The sequence below is a fragment of the Ancylobacter amanitiformis genome (assembly GCF_030814815.1).
Classification (GTDB): Bacteria; Pseudomonadota; Alphaproteobacteria; order Rhizobiales; family Xanthobacteraceae; genus Ancylobacter; species Ancylobacter amanitiformis.
On the sequence record NZ_JAUSVR010000001.1, the window covers coordinates 59,763 to 77,441 of the forward strand.

Genomic DNA, 17,679 nt, shown 5'->3' on the forward strand with positions numbered 1-17,679 from the left:
CCGACGGTATTCGGATATGGGCGTGCATTTCATGGAATCCGTCGCCATCTTTCCTGTAAAGCCATTGGGATTGCGTATTTATGCAGCCGTCGCGGCGGGAATTTCTGAAATGGGGCACGGTCAGCGGCATCCTGCTGAGCATGACGCCGCTCAATGGCGCCCATGCTGCCGATTTTCAGGCCACTGATTTCAACACGCTGGAAACCCTTCCCGGCCGTGGTGTCCGCTCCGGTGGCGCACCGCGCGGCCGCGTCGACGGGCGGGCGAAGGTGACGGGCGCCAAGCTCTACGTCTCCGATTTCCGCGCCGCCGACATGCCGGGCTGGCCGCCCGAGACCTCGCATGCGCTGCTGGTGCGGGCGCCTGATGCGACGCATGTCTATCAGGGGCTGGACCTCGCGGCGCTCGAGCCCGGCGCGCAGCCGAGCGTGGTCGTCACCGCGCAGGATATCGCCACGTCCGGTCTGCGCGTGCCGCCCTTCTATGCCGGCGACCTGTTCTGTCCGGTCGGGCAGACGCCGCTCTATCTCGGCCAGCCGGTGGCGCTGCTGCTGTTCGAGCGCTTCGACGCCTATGATCGTGCGCGTACCGCCTTCCGCAACAACGACCTGCTGCGTTTCGGCGCCGAGACCGGCCCGCTCACGCGGCCCAACTATGCCGCGCTGCGCTTCACCCGCATCGCCGGGCCGACACCGGGCGCGCCCGATATCTATTCGCCGCTGCAGGAAGGCTGGATCAGCCCCGGCTTCCAGGAAAGCAGCGGCCGCCCGGTGTGGAAGCCGCTGCCGGTAGCCGAGGGCGGCACCTATGCCAGGGGCGCCACCTATGGCGAGGAGATCCGGGCGGCGCTCAAGGCGCCCGGCCCCGATCTGGTGGTGCTCGACCGCATGTTCGAAACCCAGTCGATCGACCCGATGTTCCTCGAACCGGAATGCGGGCTCGCCTGGTTCGAGCCGGGCGCCAAAACGCTGGATATCGTGATGGGCGTGCAGTCGCCCTTCGAGGCGGCGGAAGCGGTGGCGTTTCTGCTGGGGGAGGCGAGGGCCGATATCCGGCCCGCGCGCATCGAGGCCCGCTTCGCCTATATTGGCGGCGGCTTCGGCGGGCGCGACCACACGCCGTTTCCGCTCTATTCCGCGCTCGCCGCGCTGTTCCTGCCCGGCCGGCCGGTGCGGCTCGCCCATGACCGGTTCCAGCAGTTCCAGGGCGGCGTCAAGCGCCACGCCTTCGAGATGCGCTCGCAGATCGCCTTTGATCGAGCCAGCGGACGGATGGTCGCCTTCGCCGGCGACCACGTGCTCAATGGTGGCGGCCTCGCCAATTATTCGCCCAGCGTCGCCGTGGTCGGGGCCACCGCCGCCATCGGCATCTACGATATCCCCAGGGTCGACGTCACCACGCTTGCCGAGCACACGCGCGGCGTCACCGCCGGCTCGATGCGCGGCTATGGCACGCTGCAGACCCTGACGGCGCTGGAGACGCTGGTCGACGAGGCCGCCACGGAACTGAAGCTCGACCCGATCGAGCTGCGCCGCCGCAACCTGCTGAAGACCGGCGGGCGGACCATGACGGGCAATCCATGGACCGTCTCCGTGCGCACGCCCGAGATCCTCGACAAGCTGGCCGCGCATCCGATCTGGCGCGAGCGGGCGGCGCGCAAGGCGGCGGGGCAGGGGGTGCTGGTCGGCACCGGCGTCGCCTGCTGCACCAAGGACTACGGCACCGGCGCCGATTGCTCGCTGGGCCGGATCGAACTCGCCCCGGACGGCGCCATCTCCATCCATGCCGACGCGGTGGAGATGGGCAACGGCATCGGCACCTCCATCGCCCGGCGCGTCGCCGCGATCCTCGGCCGCACCTCCGACGCGGTGAGCGTGGCGCGGATCGACATGTTCGACGCGCTTGGCCTCGTCACCACGGGCGATCCCTATTCGATGACGCAGGCCGAGCAGGACGCCGCGGCGAAGAACCCGCGCTGGGTGCCGGAGATCAGCTCGGCGACCAGCGCCTCCATCGGCGCGCATGTCGGCACCCAGGCGGCGGCGCAGGCGGCGCGCATCGTGTTCCGCTTCGGCCTCTGGCCGGCGGCGCTCGCCTTGTGGGGCATACCGCCCGGCGACCCGCGCGAATTCCTGTTCGAGGAGGCGTTCTGGCAGGACAGCGAGTTGATCCTCTCCGGCCTGCCGCCGCTCGCCCAGGCGGACGTGGCGGCCAAGGCGCATGAACAGGGCGGCGTGACGGGCGCGATGGCGCATGCCTTCTCGCGCTGGGCGTGGGCGCAGGCGGCCTTCCCGCTCGGCGGCATGGACTGGGCGGCCGATATCGACGCGCTCGCCATTCGCCGCGGGGAAGGCGCCTTCACGGTGCTGGACCGCAGCTTCGTCTTCTTCCCGCCGACCGACTATAACCGCATCGGCACGTCGTTCACCTCCTCCTGCGGCACCGCCGTGCGGGTGGAAATCACGCCCGCGACCGGCGCCATACGCATCGCCGATGCCTATAGCGTGTTCGAGTGCGGCGAGGTGCTGGTGCCCGAGCTGGTCGAGGGGCAGGCGCAGGGCGGCTTCGCCATGGGCGTGGGCTACGCCCTGCTGGAGACCCTGCCGCCCTTCGAGGACGGGCCCGGCAATGGCCGGTGGAACCTCGGCGACTATGTCGTCGCGCGCGCCTCGGACCTGCCGCTGCATCAGTTGCAGATCGAGGTCCTGCCACCGGTCTCGCCGAAGGAGCCGCCCAAGGGCATGGCCGAGGTGGTGATGATCCCCGTCGTGCCGGCCTTGCTCAATGCCATATTCGACGCCACCGGCCACCGCTTCCGTTCGCTGCCGGTCACGCCCGCCATGCTGAAGGAAGTCCTGCCGTGAGCGCCATCTCCCTCACCATAAACGGCCGCGCGCATGGTCCGATCGAGGTGCGCGACGACCTGTCGATGAACGACTTCCTGCGGGAGGTGCTGGGCATGACGGGCACCAAGTTCGGCTGCGGCGCCGCGCAGTGCCTCAGCTGCGTGGTGATCGTCGACGAGCCCGATGGCACCAGCGCCACCAACCCGACCTGCGTCGTGCCGGCGCTGAATTTCGACGGCAAGAGCATCCGCACCATCGAAGGTCATGCCAAAGACGGCGAACTGACCGCTTTGCAGAAGGCGTTCATCGCGCATTTCGCCTTCCAGTGCGGCTATTGCACCGCCGGTTTTCTCAACGAGGCGCAGGTGCTGCTGGAACGGCTGGCGGCGGAGCCGGTGGCGCGCGCGCAGCTGGAACAGACCATCCTCGAGGCGCTCGACGGGCATCTGTGCCGCTGCACCGGCTATGTGCGCTATCACGAGGCGGTCCGTGAGGTCGTGCTGGCCGATCCCGCTCGCTATCTCAAAGCGGGGAGCGCGCCATGACGCGCCCGCTCGCCCGCCTTGCCGTGCCGCTGCTGGTCACTGCCGTGAGCCTGGCGACGGGTCTGCTCGCCGCCCGGGCGGTCGAGAACACGACCCCCGGCACGCTGGCGCCGCCGGAAAGCTTCGCCACCATCGCCAACACGCGCGAGCGCTCGCTGGCGCTGTTCGGCGAGATCGGCAAGGTGCTCACCAGCCCGCGCTGCATGAACTGCCATTCGGCCAATGACCGCCCGCGCCAGGGCGATAGCGGGCGCCTGCACCAGCCGCCGGTATTTCGCGGTGTGGACGGCATGGGACTGCCGGCGATGCGCTGTTCGGTCTGCCACCAGAAGGGCAATTTCGATCCCGCCCGCATGCCCGGCCACGATCCATGGGCGATGGCGCCGCGCGAAATGGTGTGGGAGGGCCGGACGCTCGGGCAGATCTGCGTGCAGATGAGCGATCCCGCCCGCAATGGCGGCAAGTCGCTGGCCGATCTCGTCGTCCATATCGGCGACGACACGCTCGTCGGCTGGGGCTGGTCGCCGGGCGTCGGCCGCACCCCCGTGCCGGGCACGCAGAAAGAGGCGAAGGCGCTCGTGCAGGCCTGGGTCGATACCGGCGCGGCCTGCCCGTAGTCGAACACCGCCGCATAATGACCGGTAGCCGCCACGCGAGTGGCCGCCGCAAGCGCGGGCGACATCAGGATCGCTCGCTTCACAAATGGGGGGAACGTGATGATCCACGCGAAGACGTGCCGTCGGGCGGGGCTATCGGCGGGCCTGTCGTCGGGGTTATCGGCGCTGCTGTGCAGCCTCGCCCTGGGATGCGCGACCCTGGGTTCCGCGGCGGCCCAGACACCGCCGGGCATTCCCGCCTATATGGACGTGATCGTCGGCGCCACCGTTCCCGATGCGGCGCAGGTGGCCAGGCAGAATGTGCTGGCACTGAACACCGGCATGTTCGACCTCTATGGCGATGCCAGCCGGCTGGTGCAGGCCAGCATCCTGGCGCAGCACCCGGTGATCCTCGGCCTGTTCTCGGGCACGGGCGGGCGCTTCATCCTCTACCGGCCGGGAAAGCCGCCGCTCGACGCGCCGCCGGTGCCCGAGGTCTACCAGCTTCTCAAGTCGGTCGGGCACAGTGTGATGGCGCTCGGCGTCGTGGTCGGCCCGCATATCGGCAAGACGAACGATACGTCATGGCAGCCGCAGGTGCTGGCCTATCGCGCGCGGCTGCAGGCAGCGCTCGACAGCCTGAACGCCACCAGCATGCCCGAGGAATGGCGCGCCAATAATCGCGAACTGATCGCGGCGAACATCGCCTTCGTCGACAAGGTCACGGCGGCTGACGTCGTGAGCTTCGCCGACGTGCAGGCCTTCGCCGCGAGCCAGAAGGACCGGCTGAAGCTCAACATCCGCTGGGCGGCCGACACGCAGGTGACGCACTGGATGGGTGTGCTCGCCGACTGGAAGCAGCAGCTCGGCCCGGATTGGGCCAAGGTCTACGCCGCCAGCAACACGATCTATGTCGCACGGCAGAACAACGTGCTCTACAGCGTGCTCGCCCAGTTCTTCGCGCCGGACGACATCAATTCGCGCCTCATCCTGATCGAGACGGTGTCGTTCACCAGCACGCCGCAGGACATGCTGGATTCGCTGACCCGCATCATCGCCGACCGCACGGTGGGCGAGACCTTCTTCGGCAGCCGCTATCTCATGGACTACGAACTGATGGGGGGCGATGCGCGCGACAGCATCGTGGCGCAGACCAAGGCGCGCGGCATGACCACCCATCTGCCGCCCAAGGTACCGTTCGGCTCCCACCAATGGCCCGCCCTCGTCACGCCCGGCCCCGGCCCGGCCTCGCTGGCCGATCTCCCCTGAACGCGGCAGCAGGGCAGGCCTGGAGGAATGGCGCCGGGTGAGGCCCGGCGTCGTCCCGCCGGTCGAGTTCTCGATCGGCGTCACACACCGCTTCCGCACGCGGATACAGGCCGTCCGATCCCGATGGCGTAGAGGCACGCGGCCGCGTGCGAGGCGAAATAGCAACCTTCCCAGTCATCGCACTGACATCGGCGCGCACTACCGAGGGGCACCTAATCCATTCGGGAGATACCGGGATGCGCCGACTGCTTGCGGCCCTCGCCACCACCACCTGCCTGATCGCCGTCGCCGATGCGGCGACCGTCTATCCGCTCGACCGCGCCACGATCCTCGCCGGCTCGCCCTTCGACTTCAAGGTCGAGTTCGACGCCGTCGTGAAGCCGGCCGACGTCAGCGTGACGATCAATGGCGAGCCGGCCGAGAAGGTGCTCGGCAAGGCGCCCGAATTCATCGAGAAGGAGAAGGGCGTCGAAGCTTCGGCGGTTCTCCTGCGCGCCGTGAACATCGCCACGCCCGGCTCCTACAAGGTGGAAGCCAAGGCCGGCAACGAGACCAAGGCGGTGACGTGGAACGTCTACGGCACCCCGGCCACCGCGAAGGCGAAGAACGTCATCTTCTTCCTCGGCGACGGCCTCTCGGTCGCGCACCGCACCGGCGCCCGTCTGATGTCCAAGGGCATGACCGAAGGCAAGGCCAATGGCCGCCTGAACCTCGACGACATTCCGCCGGTGGCCTTCATCGGCACGTCGGCGACCAATTCCGTCGCCACCGATAGCGCCAACACCATGTCGGCCTACATGACCGGCCACAAGACGGCCGTGAACGCGATCGGCGTCTATGCCGACCGCACCAAGGACAGCCTCGACGACCCGCGCGTCGAGAACATTGCCGAAGCGCTGCGCCGCACCACCGGCAAGTCCATCGGCATCGTGTCCAACACCGAAATCGAGGATGCCACCCCGGCGGCGGTGGTTTCCCATACCCGCCTGCGCGCGGACAAGGCCGACATCGTCGGCATGATGTTCGAGGTGAAGCCGGACGTGATCCTGGGCGGCGGCTCGGCCTATTTCCTGCCCAAGACCACGCCGGGCTCGAAGCGCAAGGACGAGAAGGACTATATCGCCCTGTTCCGCGATCAGGGTTATACGCTCGCCACCGACAAGGCCGAACTCGCCTCGGCCGCCGGCACCAATACCGGCAAGATCCTCGGCCTGTTCAACACGGGCAACATGGACACGACGCTCGACCGCGATTTCCTCAAGAAGGGCACCGTCTCCAAGTTCCCCAACCAGCCCGGCCTGGTCGACATGACCAAGGTGGCGCTCGGCCAGCTTTCCAAGAACCCGGAAGGCTTCTTCCTGATGGTTGAGGGCGGCAATGTCGACAAGATGTCCCATCCGATGGACTGGGACCGCGCGCTGGTCGAGACCATCGAATTCGACAAGGCCATCGGCCTCGCCGTCGAGTTCGCCAAGACCCACCCGGACACGCTGATCGTCGTCACCGGTGACCATACGCACGGCGTCTCGATCATCGGCACGGTCGACGACAACAAGCCGGGACCGGAAATGCGCGAGAAGGTCGGCGTCTACGCCGATGCCGGTTTCCCCAACTACACCGATGAGAACGGCGACGGCTACCCCGACCGGGTCGACGTCTCCCGCCGCCTTGCGGTCTTCTCCAGCAACTTCCCCGACTATTACGAGACGTTCCGCCCGAAGATGAACGGCCCGTTCGAGCCGGCGGTGCAGAACGAGAAGAAGGAATACGTCGCCAACGAAGCCTACAAGGACGTTCCCGGCGCCGTCCTGCGCATCGGCAACCTGCCGCGCTCCTCCGACACGGCGGTCCACGCCGTTGACGACGTCGTGCTGCAGGCGACCGGCCCCGGCGCCGATGGCTTCAAGGGCTACATGGAGCAGAGCGACGTCTACCGCGTTCTGGTCGATGCGCTGGCGATACCGACCGCGAAGAAGTGAGCGAGAACTGAAGTGAGACCGGCTGGCTGAAGGCCGGCGCCGCCGCGATCACCGACCCGGGCCGAAAGGCTCGGGTCGGACGTGTTTTCGGAGACAGAGATGATAATGACGGTCTCGCGACGTGGCGCCCTGCGTGGAGCCGCCTATGGCGCCCTTGGCGCCGCCCTGGGCTTGCCCGGAATCGTCCTTGCGGTTCGCCCCGCCCTCGCGGCATCGGCGCTCGATTTCGACGAACTCTACGGCAAGATCAGCGTGCTCGGCCTCACCTTTTCCGACAAGGTCAAGGCACTGGCCGGCAAGCCGGTCGCGATGCGCGGCTACATGGCCCCGCCGCTGAAAGCCGAAGCCGACTTCTTCGTGCTGACTGAGATCCCCATGTCGATCTGCCCGTTCTGCTCCTCCGATTCCGACTGGCCGGACAACATCGTCGTGGTGCGTCTGGCGAAGGCCCAGACCTTCGAGCAGGCCAACGCCCTTATCGAGGTGGCCGGCACGCTGGAAGTCGGCTCCTGGACCGATCCCGCCACGGGATTCGTCAGCCTGCTGCGCATCGTGGATGCCCGTTTTCATGCCGCCTGACACGCCACGTTCCGACGCGCCACGTTCTGGCGCTCCACGTTTCCTGCGCCTGCGCGCGGTCGAGCAGCGCTTTCCCGGCCTCGACATGCCCGCCCTCGCCATTGCCGCCCTCGACATCGCCGCTGGCGAGCAGGTCGCGGTGATGGGTCCCTCGGGCTCCGGCAAGACGACGCTGATCAACCTGCTCACCGGGCTCGAGCGGGTGGGGCAGGGCAGCCTCATCTGGGGCGACACGGATCTCGCCACCCTCTCCGAGGGCGCGCGAGACCGCTGGCGCGCGGCCAATGTCGGGCTGGTCATGCAGGATTTCCATCTGTTTCCCGGCCTTTCCGCGCTGGAGAACGTGCTGCTGCCGCAGCGTCTCGCGCGTCTTGTCCTGCCGGCGGGCGCGCAGGCGGAAGCCGGGCGGCTGCTGGCTCGCGTGGGCATCGAGCGGCAGGGGCAGGCGATCGAGACCATGTCGCGCGGCCAGATGCAGCGTGTGGCCGTCGCCCGCGCGCTGGCGGTGCGCCCCGCCATCATCGTCGCCGATGAGCCGACCGCCAGCCTGGATGCCGATTCCGGCGCGGCCGTCGCCCAGTTGCTGCTGGAACTCGCCGGCGAATCGGGGGCGACCCTGCTGGTGGCGACCCACGATGCCGCGCTGGTGGCACGCCTGCCCCGCGTGCTCCGGCTCGAATCCGGCCGGCTGAAGGACTGAGCCCATGCTGCGCTTCATCGCCGCCGACCTGCGACGCCAATGGGCCGGCGCGCTGGCCATCCTGCTCCTCGTGGCGCTCGCCACCGCGCTCGGCGTCGTGGTGACACTGCAGGAGCGGGCGCTGCGGCTCGGCAGCGCGCGGGCGGCCGATGCGTTCGACCTCGTGGTCGGCGCCCCCGGCAGCGAGACGCAGCTGGTGCTGTCCTCCGTCTTCCTCCAGGCGGCACCCTTGCCGCTGCTGCCCGGCACGGTGCTCGCCGGCCTCATCGCCGACCCACGCGTTACATGGGCGGCGCCTGTCGGCTTCGGCGACTTCATCGAGGGCTACCCGATCGTCGGCACCACGCCGGTGCTGGTGGAGGGCATGGGAGGACTGGCGCAGGGGCGCGGATTCGCGCGGCTGGGGGAGGCGGTGATCGGCGCCAATGTCGGCATGCGGCTGGGCGACCATTTCCATCCCCAGCACGGGCGCGTCGGTGAGCCGGGTGGCACCCATACCGAGATCACCTATCACGTGGTCGGCCGCCTGGCGCCCACCGGCACGCCATGGGACCGCGCCGTGCTGGTGCCGATCGAGACGGTCTGGCTCGCCCATCATCACGACGAGGCGGATGCGGCGGGCGCTGCCGCGACGAATCCGTTCCTGCGCAACGCCCACGCCGATGCCGCGCACGAGGGGGATGCGCAGGAGGCGGAGCCGCTCAACGATGAGGCGCATTCCGGCGAAACGCACGGGAGCGAAACGCATGGAAGCGAAACGCACGGGAGCGAAACGCACGGGAGCGAAACGCTTGAAGGTGAGGCCGGCCAACCCGATGCGCTCGACGCGCCCATTCGCGCCGACAGCCTCACCGATCCCCACGCACCCGGCGTCCCCGCCATCGTGGTCAAGCCGCGCAGCATCGCGGATGCCTACAAGCTGCGTCAGGCCTACCGCACGGACCATACCTGGGCCGTGTTTCCCGGCGAGGTGCTGACCCGCCTCTATGGCACACTGGGCGACGTGCGGCTGGTGCTGTCGCTGGTGGCCAGCGGCGCACAGGCGCTGGTCGGCGCGGCGATTCTGCTGGTGGTGACGATCCACGTTGTGCAGCGCCGGCGCCAGATCGGCGCGCTGCGCGCGCTCGGCGCCCCGCGCCTCGCCATCTTCGCCATCGTCTGGGGGGAGGTCGCGCTCATCGCGGCAGGCGGGCTCGCCGCCGGCTTCGCGCTTGGCTATGGGGGAGCGCTCGCGCTTTCCTCCGCCTTCAGCACCGCGAGCGGCGTGTCGCTGCCGGTCGCCTTTGTGCCCGGTGACCTTGCCCGCCTCGCGGGCCTCGTGCTGGCAGCGGCGATCGTGGCAAGCCTGCCCGCCGTGCTGGCCTATCGGCAATCGCCTGCCGCGGCGCTGCGCGGCTGAAAAAGGGGCGCCCCTCAACGCCCGGCAGGCGGACCCAGCCGTAACCCTTCCTTTACCATAATGTAATGTGCGCCCCATTTTCGCCCCACTCCCCCCGCCTCCTGTGAGACAAGAAGTGCGGTCGTGGGCTAACATTTTCGCGATCCAGGGTGACGTGCGCCCGTCCGCTACAGTGCCGAAACAGGCACGACCGGCGGGCAGGCGCTCAGGAAACGGTCGGGGTGCATGGGGACGAAACCTGCTCTTGTTCGAGCCAATGGCGTGCCGGCGCGTCGGCCCTTTACGGGGCCCAGCCGTATCGCCTTCGTCTTCGGCATCGGCCTGGTGGTCGCCAACTGCACCGGCGGCGAGAAGCTCTCCAGTATCAGCAGCAATATCGATCCTCGCCTCGGCGTGGCCGCGAGCCCGCGGGTGATTGCAGCGGGCCAGCCCATTCCCAAGGGCGGCGGCGTCTACATGGTCGGCAAGCCCTATCAGGTCGCCGGCAAGACCTACGTTCCGCAGGAACCCAAGAACTACAAGGCCGAGGGCCTCGCGTCCTGGTATGGCGACAATTTTCACGGCCGCCTGACCGCGAACGGCGAAGTCTACGACATGCACTCGATCGCCGCCGCGCATCCCACGCTGCCGCTGCCGTCCTATGTGCGCGTCACCAATCTCGAGAATGGCCGGGCGATGACCGTGCGCGTCAACGACCGTGGGCCGTTTCACAAGAACCGCCTGATCGACGTCTCGGGCCGCGCGGCCGACATGCTCGGCATCAAGGGTCCGGGCACTGCGAAGGTGCGGGTTGAATATATGGGCCGGGCGCCGATCGAGGGCTCGGACGACGTTCAACTCGCCTCGTCGCTCCGTCTGAACGGCGCGCCAGCCCCCAACATCATGCTCGCCTCGGCCGCATCCGTGCCCGTGCGCAGCAGTGCTCCGGCGGTCCGCGCCCCGGCGCTGGCCGACGTCCCACTGCCGCCCAGCCGCCCCTACGATCTCGGCGAGACGCAGGTGGCTGCCGCCTCGCTTGAGCCGGCCCAGATGGCACCGGCCCAGATGGCACCGGCGCAGATGGCGCCGGTCCGTGTGGCCACGGCCCCGGTGCGCCAGGCCGCGCCGGCGGTGGCCATGGCGGCTCCCGCCAGGACGGCGCCGAAGCCCAACATGCAGGTCGCGAGCGTTCAGCCGGCGGTCCAGCGTCCGGTCCAGGCACAGATGCAGACGCCCGCACGGCGCGTCGCCACGGCGGACCAGGCCCCGACGGGCTGGGTTGTGGGCGCGCAGCCGGTTCTCGGCTACGCTGCGGAAGGCGTCGCGACGCCGGTCGATACGGGTCGAGGCCTCTACTGATCTTCGCCGATCAGCGCATTGCCACGGCCTGAGGCGACGGGTACCTCTCCTCCCGGGCAAGAGGGGTCGATGATGATGGCACGTGCGATACGGCTCCGCCGGCAGGCGATCCAGGCTTGCGGGCTGGCGCTCGTCTGGCTCGCCTGTGGATTTTTGGTCCACCCTGCCGCAGCCCAGCAGGCGCCGACCATCGCCGCGCCGCAGGCCATTCTGGTGGATTTCGACAGCGGCACGGTGCTGTTCGAGCGCGCGGCCGACACGCCGAACTTCCCCGCCAGCGTCGCCAAGATGATGACCATGGCCGTGGTGTTCCGCGAGATCGCGGAGGGGCGGCTGACACCCGATTCCGAATTCAAGGTGAGCGAATATGCCTGGCGGCGCGGCGGCGCTCCGTCCGGCGGCGCCACCATGTTCGCCTCGCTGAACAGCACCATCAAGGTCAGCGACCTGCTGCGCGGCGCGATCATCCCCTCCGGCAATGACGCGACCATCGTGCTGGCGGAGGGCATTGCCGGCAACGAACTCGCCTTCACGGTGAAGATGAACGAGGAGGCCAAGCGCCTCGGGCTCACCGACTCGCACTTCACCAATTCCAACGGGCTTTCCGACCCGGACCAGAAGACCACCGCGCGGGACCTGTCGCGCCTCGCCGCGCATATCATCCGCAGCTATCCCGACCTCTACAAGATCTACAGCGAGCCGGATTTCCTCTGGAACAAGATCCGGCAGAACAACCGCAACCCGCTGCTGGGCATGAGCCTGGGGGCGGACGGCTTCATGACCGGCTATCTCAAGGAATCGGGCTTCAATCTGGTCGGCTCCGCCGTTCAGAACGACCAGCGCCTGATCGTAGTGATCCTGGGCGCCAAGTCCGAGAAGGAGAGGGCGGAGGACGCGCGCAAGCTGCTGGAATGGGGCTTCCGTTCCTTCGAGTCGCGGCTGTTGTTCGATGCCGGCCAGACCGTGGGCGAGGCCGTGCTCTATGGCGGCGAGCAGGGCAACGTGCCGCTCACCGCCGCCGGGCCGATCCGCCTTCTGGAGCCGCGCAACGGCACCGAGCGGGTAGCCGCGCGCATCCGCTATGAAGGCCCCGTCCACGCGCCGGTCGAGAAGGGTGCGAAGCTTGCGCGGCTGGAAATCACGCGCGGCGAGCAGCTCGTGCTGGAGATCCCGCTGATCGCCGCGCAGTCCGTGCCCGAAGGACCGCTCTGGCGCCGGGCCGTCGATGGCGCCTATGAGCTGGTCGTCGGCCTGCTGCGCGAGGGCTATGCGAAGCTGGCGGCCAAATTGCCCGTCAAGCTCGGCTGACCGGCAACCATGCCGCCCCGGCCCTCCTCCCCCCCCCGGCGCGCCGCCGGAAAGCCCGCGCCCGAGGCCGGCGTGCCGGCGGCTGGCAAGGCGACGGGCAAGGCGACGGGCCCCGTCTTCGGCGGCGCAGCAGCGGCGCGGGCGCACGGGCGCTTCATCACCTTCGAGGGCGGGGAGGGGGCGGGCAAGTCGACCCAGCTGCGCCGCCTCGCCGAAAAGCTGGCCGAGCGCGGGGTCGACGTCGTGACCACCCGCGAGCCCGGCGGCTCGCCGGGCGCCGAGATCATCCGCCATGTGCTGCTCTCGGGCGCCGCCAAGCCGTTCGGCTCCTTTGCCGAGGCAGCGCTGTTCGCCGCCGCTCGGGCCGATCATCTCGCCGTCACCATTCGCCCGGCGCTGGAGCGCGGCGCCTGGGTCATCTGCGACCGCTTCGCCGATTCCACCCGCGCCTATCAGGGCGCGGCGGGCAATCTGGATCCGGCCCTGCTCGATGCGCTGGAGGCGGCGACCGTGGGCGACACCCGCCCCGACCTGACCCTCCTGCTGGACATCCCCGCGGAGGAGGGGCTCGCCCGCGCGGCGGCTCGTTCGGGGACGGGCGCCGACCGGTTCGAGCGCGAGGGCTTGACCTTCCACCGCCAACTGCGCGACGCCTTTCTCGCCATCGCCGCGCGCGAGCCCGCGCGCTGCGTGGTGATTGACGGCCGCGACGAACCGGACGTCGTCACGAAAGCCATCTGGCAGGCCGTGTCGAAGCGCCTGCCCCTTCCCCGCGCCCGTCGACGGAGTTCACGCGCATGAGCGAGCCGGTTCTGGAAGGCGATCGCCTGGACGGCGCACCGGCTCCGCGCGAGACGCCGGCGCTGGTGGGCCACCACGAGGCGGTGGCGATGGTGCGCGAGGCGTGGGATGCCGGCCGCCTGCCGCATGCACTGCTGCTCGGCGGGCCGGAGGGCATCGGCAAGGCGACCTTCGCCTACCAGGTCGCGCGCTTCGTGCTGGCGGGCGGGGCCGCGCCGGCCGGAAGCCTCGATGTCGATCCCGCCCACCCGGCGGCGCGCCAGGTAAGGGTGCTGTCGCACCCGGACATGCTGGTGCTGCGCCGCACGCCCTCGGAAAACGGCAAGCTGCCCACCGCCATTCCCGCCGAGACGGTGCGCAAGGTGCGCAGCTTCTTCGGCTCCACCGCCGCGCTCGGTGGCTGGCGGGTGTGCATCGTCGACACGCTGGACGAGATGAACACGCAGGGCGCCAACGCCCTCCTCAAGACACTGGAGGAGCCGCCGAGCCGCGCGCTGTTCCTGCTGGTGAGCCACGCGCCGGGCCGGCTGCTGCCCACCATCCGCTCGCGCTGCCGCGCCGTCCCGCTGCGCGCGCTGTCGACCGGAGAGGTCGTGACCGCGCTGGAGCACCTGACGGGCGCCATGCCCACGCTCGACCGCGCCCGTTTCCAGGAGGCGGCGGAAGCCTCCGAGGGCAGCGTGCGCGAGGCGCTCATCCTGATGGCGGGCGAGGGGCTCGCCATCCGCAAGGCGACGGCAGCACTGCTGGGCGCGCTTCCCGCCATCGACCCCAAGGCGCTGCACGCGCTCGGCGAGAAGCTGCAGGGCGACCGGGGAGGGGCGTTCGAGAACTTTGTTTCCACTGTCGAAAGCTGGATTTCCGACCACGCGACAGGACGTCGGCACACGGCGGCGCTGCGCCTTGCACGGCTGCCTGAGGTATGGGAGAAGGTGCGGCGCGCCGCGGTCGACGCCGATGTGTACAATCTCGACCGCAAGACTTTCGTCTTTCGGATCTTCGCGACGCTCGACGAGGCCGTGCGCCACTGACCGCGCCGCGAACCGGCATCGTCGCAGGAAAGACCCGCGTGAAACCCGCCTTCTACATCACTACCGCCATCGATTATCCCAACGGCGCGCCGCATATCGGCCACGCCTATGAGAAGATCGCCGCCGACGCTCTGGCGCGGTTCAAGAAGCTCGACGGCTTCGACGTGTTCTTCCTGACCGGCACCGACGAGCACGGCCTGAAGATGGCGCAGACCGCGGAAAAGCAGGGCCTCACGCCGCTCGAATGGGCGACGAAGAACGCGACCCGCTTCCAGCAGATGGATGCGCTGCTCGGCGTCGACTATGATCGCTTCATCCGCACGACGGATGCCGATCACGCCGCCTCCTCGCAGGCGATCTGGCAGCGCATGGTCGAGGCGGGCGACATCTATCTCAGCGCCTATTCCGGCTGGTATTCGGTGCGCGACGAAGCCTATTTCGCCGAGGACGAAACGATCGTCGGCGAAGATGGCGTGCGCCGGGGCCCGCAGGGCGCCCCGGTCGAGTGGACCGAGGAGAAGAGCTATTTCTTCCGCCTGTCCGCCTATCAGGACAAACTTCTCGCCTATTACGAGGCCCATCCGGACTTCATCCGTCCCGACAGCCGGCGCAACGAGGTGCTGAGCTTCGTGAAGGGCGGGCTGCAGGATCTTTCCATCAGCCGCACCACCTTCTCCTGGGGCATTCCGGTACCGGGCGACGCCGACCATGTGATGTATGTGTGGGTCGACGCGCTCACCAACTACATCACCGGCGTCGGCTATCCCGATACCGACAGCGCCAGTTTCAGGCGCTACTGGCCGGCCGATCTGCACATTATCGGCAAGGACATCATCCGCTTCCACGCCGTGTACTGGCCGGCCTTCCTGATGTCCGCCGGCGTGGAGCCGCCCAAGACCGTCTTCGCCCATGGTTTCATCCATAATCGCGGGGAGAAGATGTCGAAGTCGGTCGGCAACGTGATCGACCCGTTCGACCTCGCCAGGGCCTATGGCGTGGATGCGCTGCGCTATTTCCTGCTGCGCGAGATCCCCTTCGGCCAGGATGGCTCCTACAGCCACGAGGCCATCGTCGCGCGCACCAATGCCGACCTCGCCAACGACCTCGGCAATCTCGCCCAGCGCTCGCTGTCGATGATCGCCAAGAACCTCAGTGGCACGCTGCCCGAGCCTGGCCCGCTGGCGCCCGATGACGCCGACATCCTCGCCGGCGCCGATGCGCTCGCCGGGAAGGTGAGGGCGGCGATGGACGGGCAGCAACTCCACCAGGCGCTGGGTGAGCTCTGGTCCGTGGTGGCCGACGCCAACCGCTATTTCGCCGGCGCCGCGCCGTGGGAACTGCGCAAGACCGACCCTGTGCGCTTCGGTACCGTGCTGTGGACCACGGCCGAGGTGATCCGGCAGGTCGCCATTCTGGCCCAGCCCTTCGTGCCCACCGGCGCCGCCAAACTGCTCGACCTGCTGGCCGTGCCGGCCGGCGCCCGCAGCCTCGACAGCCTCGGGGAGGGCGGACGGCTCACGGGCGGCACGGCCCTGCCCCCGCCGGCGCCGGTATTCCCGCGCTATGTCGAACCCGAAGCGGCGAACCCGGCATGATCGTCGACAGCCATTGCCATCTCGACTTCCCGGATTTCGCCGCGGAACTCGACGACGTGGTCGCGCGCGCCCGTGCCGCGGGTGTCGGCCGGCTGGTGACGATCGGCACGCGCGTGCGGCGTTCGGCGCAGATCCAGGCGATCGCCGAGCGCTTCGATGATGTGTTCTGCTCCGTCGGCACCCATCCGCACAATGCCGGCGAGGAGGCTGACGTCACGCTCGACGAATTGCTGGCCGCCGCCGACCATCCCAAGGTGGTCGCCATCGGCGAGGCGGGCCTGGACTATCATTACGACACCGCCCCGCGCGAGGCGCAGCACGCCGGCTTCCGCCTGCATATCGAGGCGGCGCGGCGCACCGGGCTGCCGCTGGTGATCCATGCGCGGGACGCGGATGACGATGTGGCCGCGATCCTGGAACAGGAGATGGGCGAGGGCGCCTTTTCCTTCGTGCTGCATTGCTTCACGGCCGGCGAGGCCCTCGCCCGCCGGGCGGTGGCGCTGGGCGGCTATGTCTCCTTCTCCGGCATCCTCACCTTCAAGTCCGGCGCGCCGCTGCGGGAAATCGCCGCCGGCCTGCCGGCCGACCGCCTGCTGGTGGAGACCGACGCGCCCTATCTCGCGCCGAATCCCTGGCGTGGCAAGCGCAACGAGCCTTCCTATGTGGTCGAGACGGCCCGTATATTGGGTGAGGCACGCGGCCTTTCCCCGGACGCGATCGCCGCGCTGACGACAGAGAACTTCTTCCGCCTGTTCGCACGGGCCAACTGACCAGGGCGGCATCGGCGCATGTCTGTGACCTTCACCATTCTCGGCTGCGGCTCTTCGGGCGGGGTGCCGCGAGTCGGGCAGGGATGGGGGGTCTGCGACCCCAACGAGCCGCGCAACCGCCGCCGGCGCTGCTCCATGCTGGTGGAGCGCTTCGGCGCGGCCGGTGAACCGCCAACGCGCGTGCTGATCGACACCTCGCCAGATCTGCGCGAGCAACTGCTCGATGCGCAGGTCGACCGGCTGGACGGCGTGCTGTTCACCCATGAGCATGCCGACCACACCCATGGTATCGACGATCTGCGCCCGCTCACCATCCGGCACCGCCGTCGTATCGATGTCCATGTGGATGCCGAGACGTCGGCCATGCTGCACCAGCGCTTCGGCTATTGCTTCGAGACGCCGCCCGGCAGCGACTATCCGCCGATCCTCACGGAGCACCGCTTCCACCATGGCGACACGATCCGCGTGGACGGTCCCGGCGGGCCGATCGAGGCGACGGCATTTCGCCAGTACCACGGCAACATCCTCTCCTATGGGTTCCGCATTGGCGGGCTGGCCTATTCGAGCGACCTGCACGACCTGCCGGAGGAAAGCCTGCCTTACCTTGAAGGGCTCGACCTCTGGATCATCGACGCGCTGCGCCCGGCGCCGCACCCGACGCATTTCTCGCTGAGCGAGGCGCTGGACTGGATTGCCCGCCTGAAGCCGCGCCGGGCCGTGCTGACCAACATGCACACCGATCTCGATTACGGCACGCTGGCGCGGGAACTGCCGGAGGGTATCGTGCCGGCCTATGACGGCCTGAAGATCGAGATGGACTGAAAACACAAACCTTGCAGTGGGTTACGTCAAACTTCGCAGGCCCGCGCCCTCACCCGACTATCGTTTTGTTTTCCATAATATGTCTTCTGCGACTCATTCCT

At 68.7% G+C, this 17,679-nt stretch carries 15 protein-coding genes; all 15 read left to right on the forward strand.

What is annotated here, in order from left to right; genetic code table 11:
• Positions 1-80: 80 nt before the first annotated feature.
• The 15 genes from QOZ99_RS00255 (at position 81) to QOZ99_RS00325 (ending at position 17,578) form a co-directional block, all read left to right on the forward strand.
• Positions 81-2,864: a xanthine dehydrogenase family protein molybdopterin-binding subunit gene (locus QOZ99_RS00255; protein ID WP_306887860.1), complete on the forward strand. Its 2,784-nt coding sequence runs from the start codon at positions 81-83 to the stop codon at positions 2,862-2,864.
• Positions 2,861-3,391: a (2Fe-2S)-binding protein gene (locus QOZ99_RS00260; RefSeq protein ID WP_306887861.1), complete on the forward strand. Its 531-nt coding sequence runs from the start codon at positions 2,861-2,863 to the stop codon at positions 3,389-3,391. The genes QOZ99_RS00255 and QOZ99_RS00260 overlap by 4 nt, the downstream gene beginning before the upstream one ends.
• Entirely contained in the window at positions 3,388-4,008 is a 621-nt protein-coding gene (locus QOZ99_RS00265; RefSeq protein WP_306887862.1) for an Isoquinoline 1-oxidoreductase subunit, read from the forward strand. The genes QOZ99_RS00260 and QOZ99_RS00265 overlap by 4 nt, the downstream gene beginning before the upstream one ends.
• Positions 4,009-4,107: 99 nt before the next feature.
• Positions 4,108-5,256 carry a hypothetical protein gene (locus QOZ99_RS00270; RefSeq protein ID WP_306887863.1) on the forward strand — a complete coding sequence of 383 codons (1,149 nt, stop codon included), beginning with the start codon at positions 4,108-4,110 and terminating at the stop codon, positions 5,254-5,256.
• A gap of 236 nt (positions 5,257-5,492) precedes the next feature.
• Positions 5,493-7,235, forward strand: a complete 1,743-nt coding sequence (locus QOZ99_RS00275) for an alkaline phosphatase (RefSeq protein ID WP_306887864.1) — start codon at positions 5,493-5,495, stop codon at positions 7,233-7,235.
• 99 nt (positions 7,236-7,334) lie between these two features.
• A complete protein-coding gene (locus QOZ99_RS00280) occupies positions 7,335-7,814 on the forward strand; it encodes a hypothetical protein (RefSeq protein WP_306887865.1) in 480 nt (159 codons plus the stop codon).
• Positions 7,804-8,514 (forward strand): ABC transporter ATP-binding protein, encoded by a 711-nt coding sequence (locus QOZ99_RS00285; RefSeq protein WP_370876771.1) that lies wholly within the window; start codon positions 7,804-7,806, stop codon positions 8,512-8,514. Before QOZ99_RS00280 ends, QOZ99_RS00285 begins: the two co-directional genes overlap by 11 nt.
• Before the next feature lie 4 nt (positions 8,515-8,518).
• Entirely contained in the window at positions 8,519-9,913 is a 1,395-nt protein-coding gene (locus tag QOZ99_RS00290; protein ID WP_306887866.1) for an ABC transporter permease, read from the forward strand.
• A 225-nt stretch (positions 9,914-10,138) separates the two neighbouring features.
• Positions 10,139-11,251 carry a septal ring lytic transglycosylase RlpA family protein gene (locus QOZ99_RS00295; RefSeq protein WP_306887867.1) on the forward strand — a complete coding sequence of 371 codons (1,113 nt, stop codon included), beginning with the start codon at positions 10,139-10,141 and terminating at the stop codon, positions 11,249-11,251.
• A gap of 72 nt (positions 11,252-11,323) precedes the next feature.
• Positions 11,324-12,559 carry a D-alanyl-D-alanine carboxypeptidase family protein gene (locus QOZ99_RS00300; protein ID WP_370876780.1) on the forward strand — a complete coding sequence of 412 codons (1,236 nt, stop codon included), beginning with the start codon at positions 11,324-11,326 and terminating at the stop codon, positions 12,557-12,559.
• Between the two features lie 72 nt (positions 12,560-12,631).
• Complete coding sequence (tmk, locus tag QOZ99_RS00305; RefSeq protein ID WP_370876772.1) at positions 12,632-13,360, forward strand: dTMP kinase; 729 nt, start codon at positions 12,632-12,634, stop codon at positions 13,358-13,360.
• Positions 13,357-14,391: a DNA polymerase III subunit delta' gene (locus tag QOZ99_RS00310; protein WP_306887869.1), complete on the forward strand. Its 1,035-nt coding sequence runs from the start codon at positions 13,357-13,359 to the stop codon at positions 14,389-14,391. The genes tmk and QOZ99_RS00310 overlap by 4 nt, the downstream gene beginning before the upstream one ends.
• Positions 14,392-14,429: 38 nt before the next feature.
• Entirely contained in the window at positions 14,430-15,986 is a 1,557-nt protein-coding gene (gene metG / locus QOZ99_RS00315; protein ID WP_306887870.1) for a methionine--tRNA ligase, read from the forward strand.
• A complete protein-coding gene (locus QOZ99_RS00320; RefSeq protein ID WP_306887871.1) occupies positions 15,983-16,756 on the forward strand; it encodes a TatD family hydrolase in 774 nt (257 codons plus the stop codon). The genes metG and QOZ99_RS00320 overlap by 4 nt, the downstream gene beginning before the upstream one ends.
• Positions 16,757-16,774: 18 nt before the next feature.
• Positions 16,775-17,578, forward strand: coding sequence for an MBL fold metallo-hydrolase (locus QOZ99_RS00325; protein WP_306887872.1), 804 nt, complete (start codon positions 16,775-16,777; stop codon positions 17,576-17,578).
• The last annotated feature ends 101 nt before the right edge of the window (positions 17,579-17,679 follow it).

Bases quoted from the DNA above. Each gene is read 5' to 3' on its own strand.
- QOZ99_RS00255 (WP_306887860.1), top strand. From the start codon at position 81: ATGCAGCCGTCGCGGCGGGAATTTCTGAAATGGGGCACGGTCAGCGGC.
- QOZ99_RS00265 (WP_306887862.1), top strand. From the start codon at position 3,388: ATGACGCGCCCGCTCGCCCGCCTTGCCGTGCCGCTGCTGGTCACTGCC.
- QOZ99_RS00270 (WP_306887863.1), top strand. From the start codon at position 4,108: ATGATCCACGCGAAGACGTGCCGTCGGGCGGGGCTATCGGCGGGCCTG.
- QOZ99_RS00275 (WP_306887864.1), top strand. From the start codon at position 5,493: ATGCGCCGACTGCTTGCGGCCCTCGCCACCACCACCTGCCTGATCGCC.
- QOZ99_RS00280 (WP_306887865.1), top strand. From the start codon at position 7,335: ATGATAATGACGGTCTCGCGACGTGGCGCCCTGCGTGGAGCCGCCTAT.
- QOZ99_RS00285 (WP_370876771.1), top strand. From the start codon at position 7,804: ATGCCGCCTGACACGCCACGTTCCGACGCGCCACGTTCTGGCGCTCCA.
- QOZ99_RS00290 (WP_306887866.1), top strand. From the start codon at position 8,519: ATGCTGCGCTTCATCGCCGCCGACCTGCGACGCCAATGGGCCGGCGCG.
- QOZ99_RS00295 (WP_306887867.1), top strand. From the start codon at position 10,139: ATGGGGACGAAACCTGCTCTTGTTCGAGCCAATGGCGTGCCGGCGCGT.
- QOZ99_RS00300 (WP_370876780.1), top strand. From the start codon at position 11,324: ATGATGGCACGTGCGATACGGCTCCGCCGGCAGGCGATCCAGGCTTGC.
- QOZ99_RS00310 (WP_306887869.1), top strand. From the start codon at position 13,357: ATGAGCGAGCCGGTTCTGGAAGGCGATCGCCTGGACGGCGCACCGGCT.
- QOZ99_RS00320 (WP_306887871.1), top strand. From the start codon at position 15,983: ATGATCGTCGACAGCCATTGCCATCTCGACTTCCCGGATTTCGCCGCG.
- QOZ99_RS00325 (WP_306887872.1), top strand. From the start codon at position 16,775: ATGTCTGTGACCTTCACCATTCTCGGCTGCGGCTCTTCGGGCGGGGTG.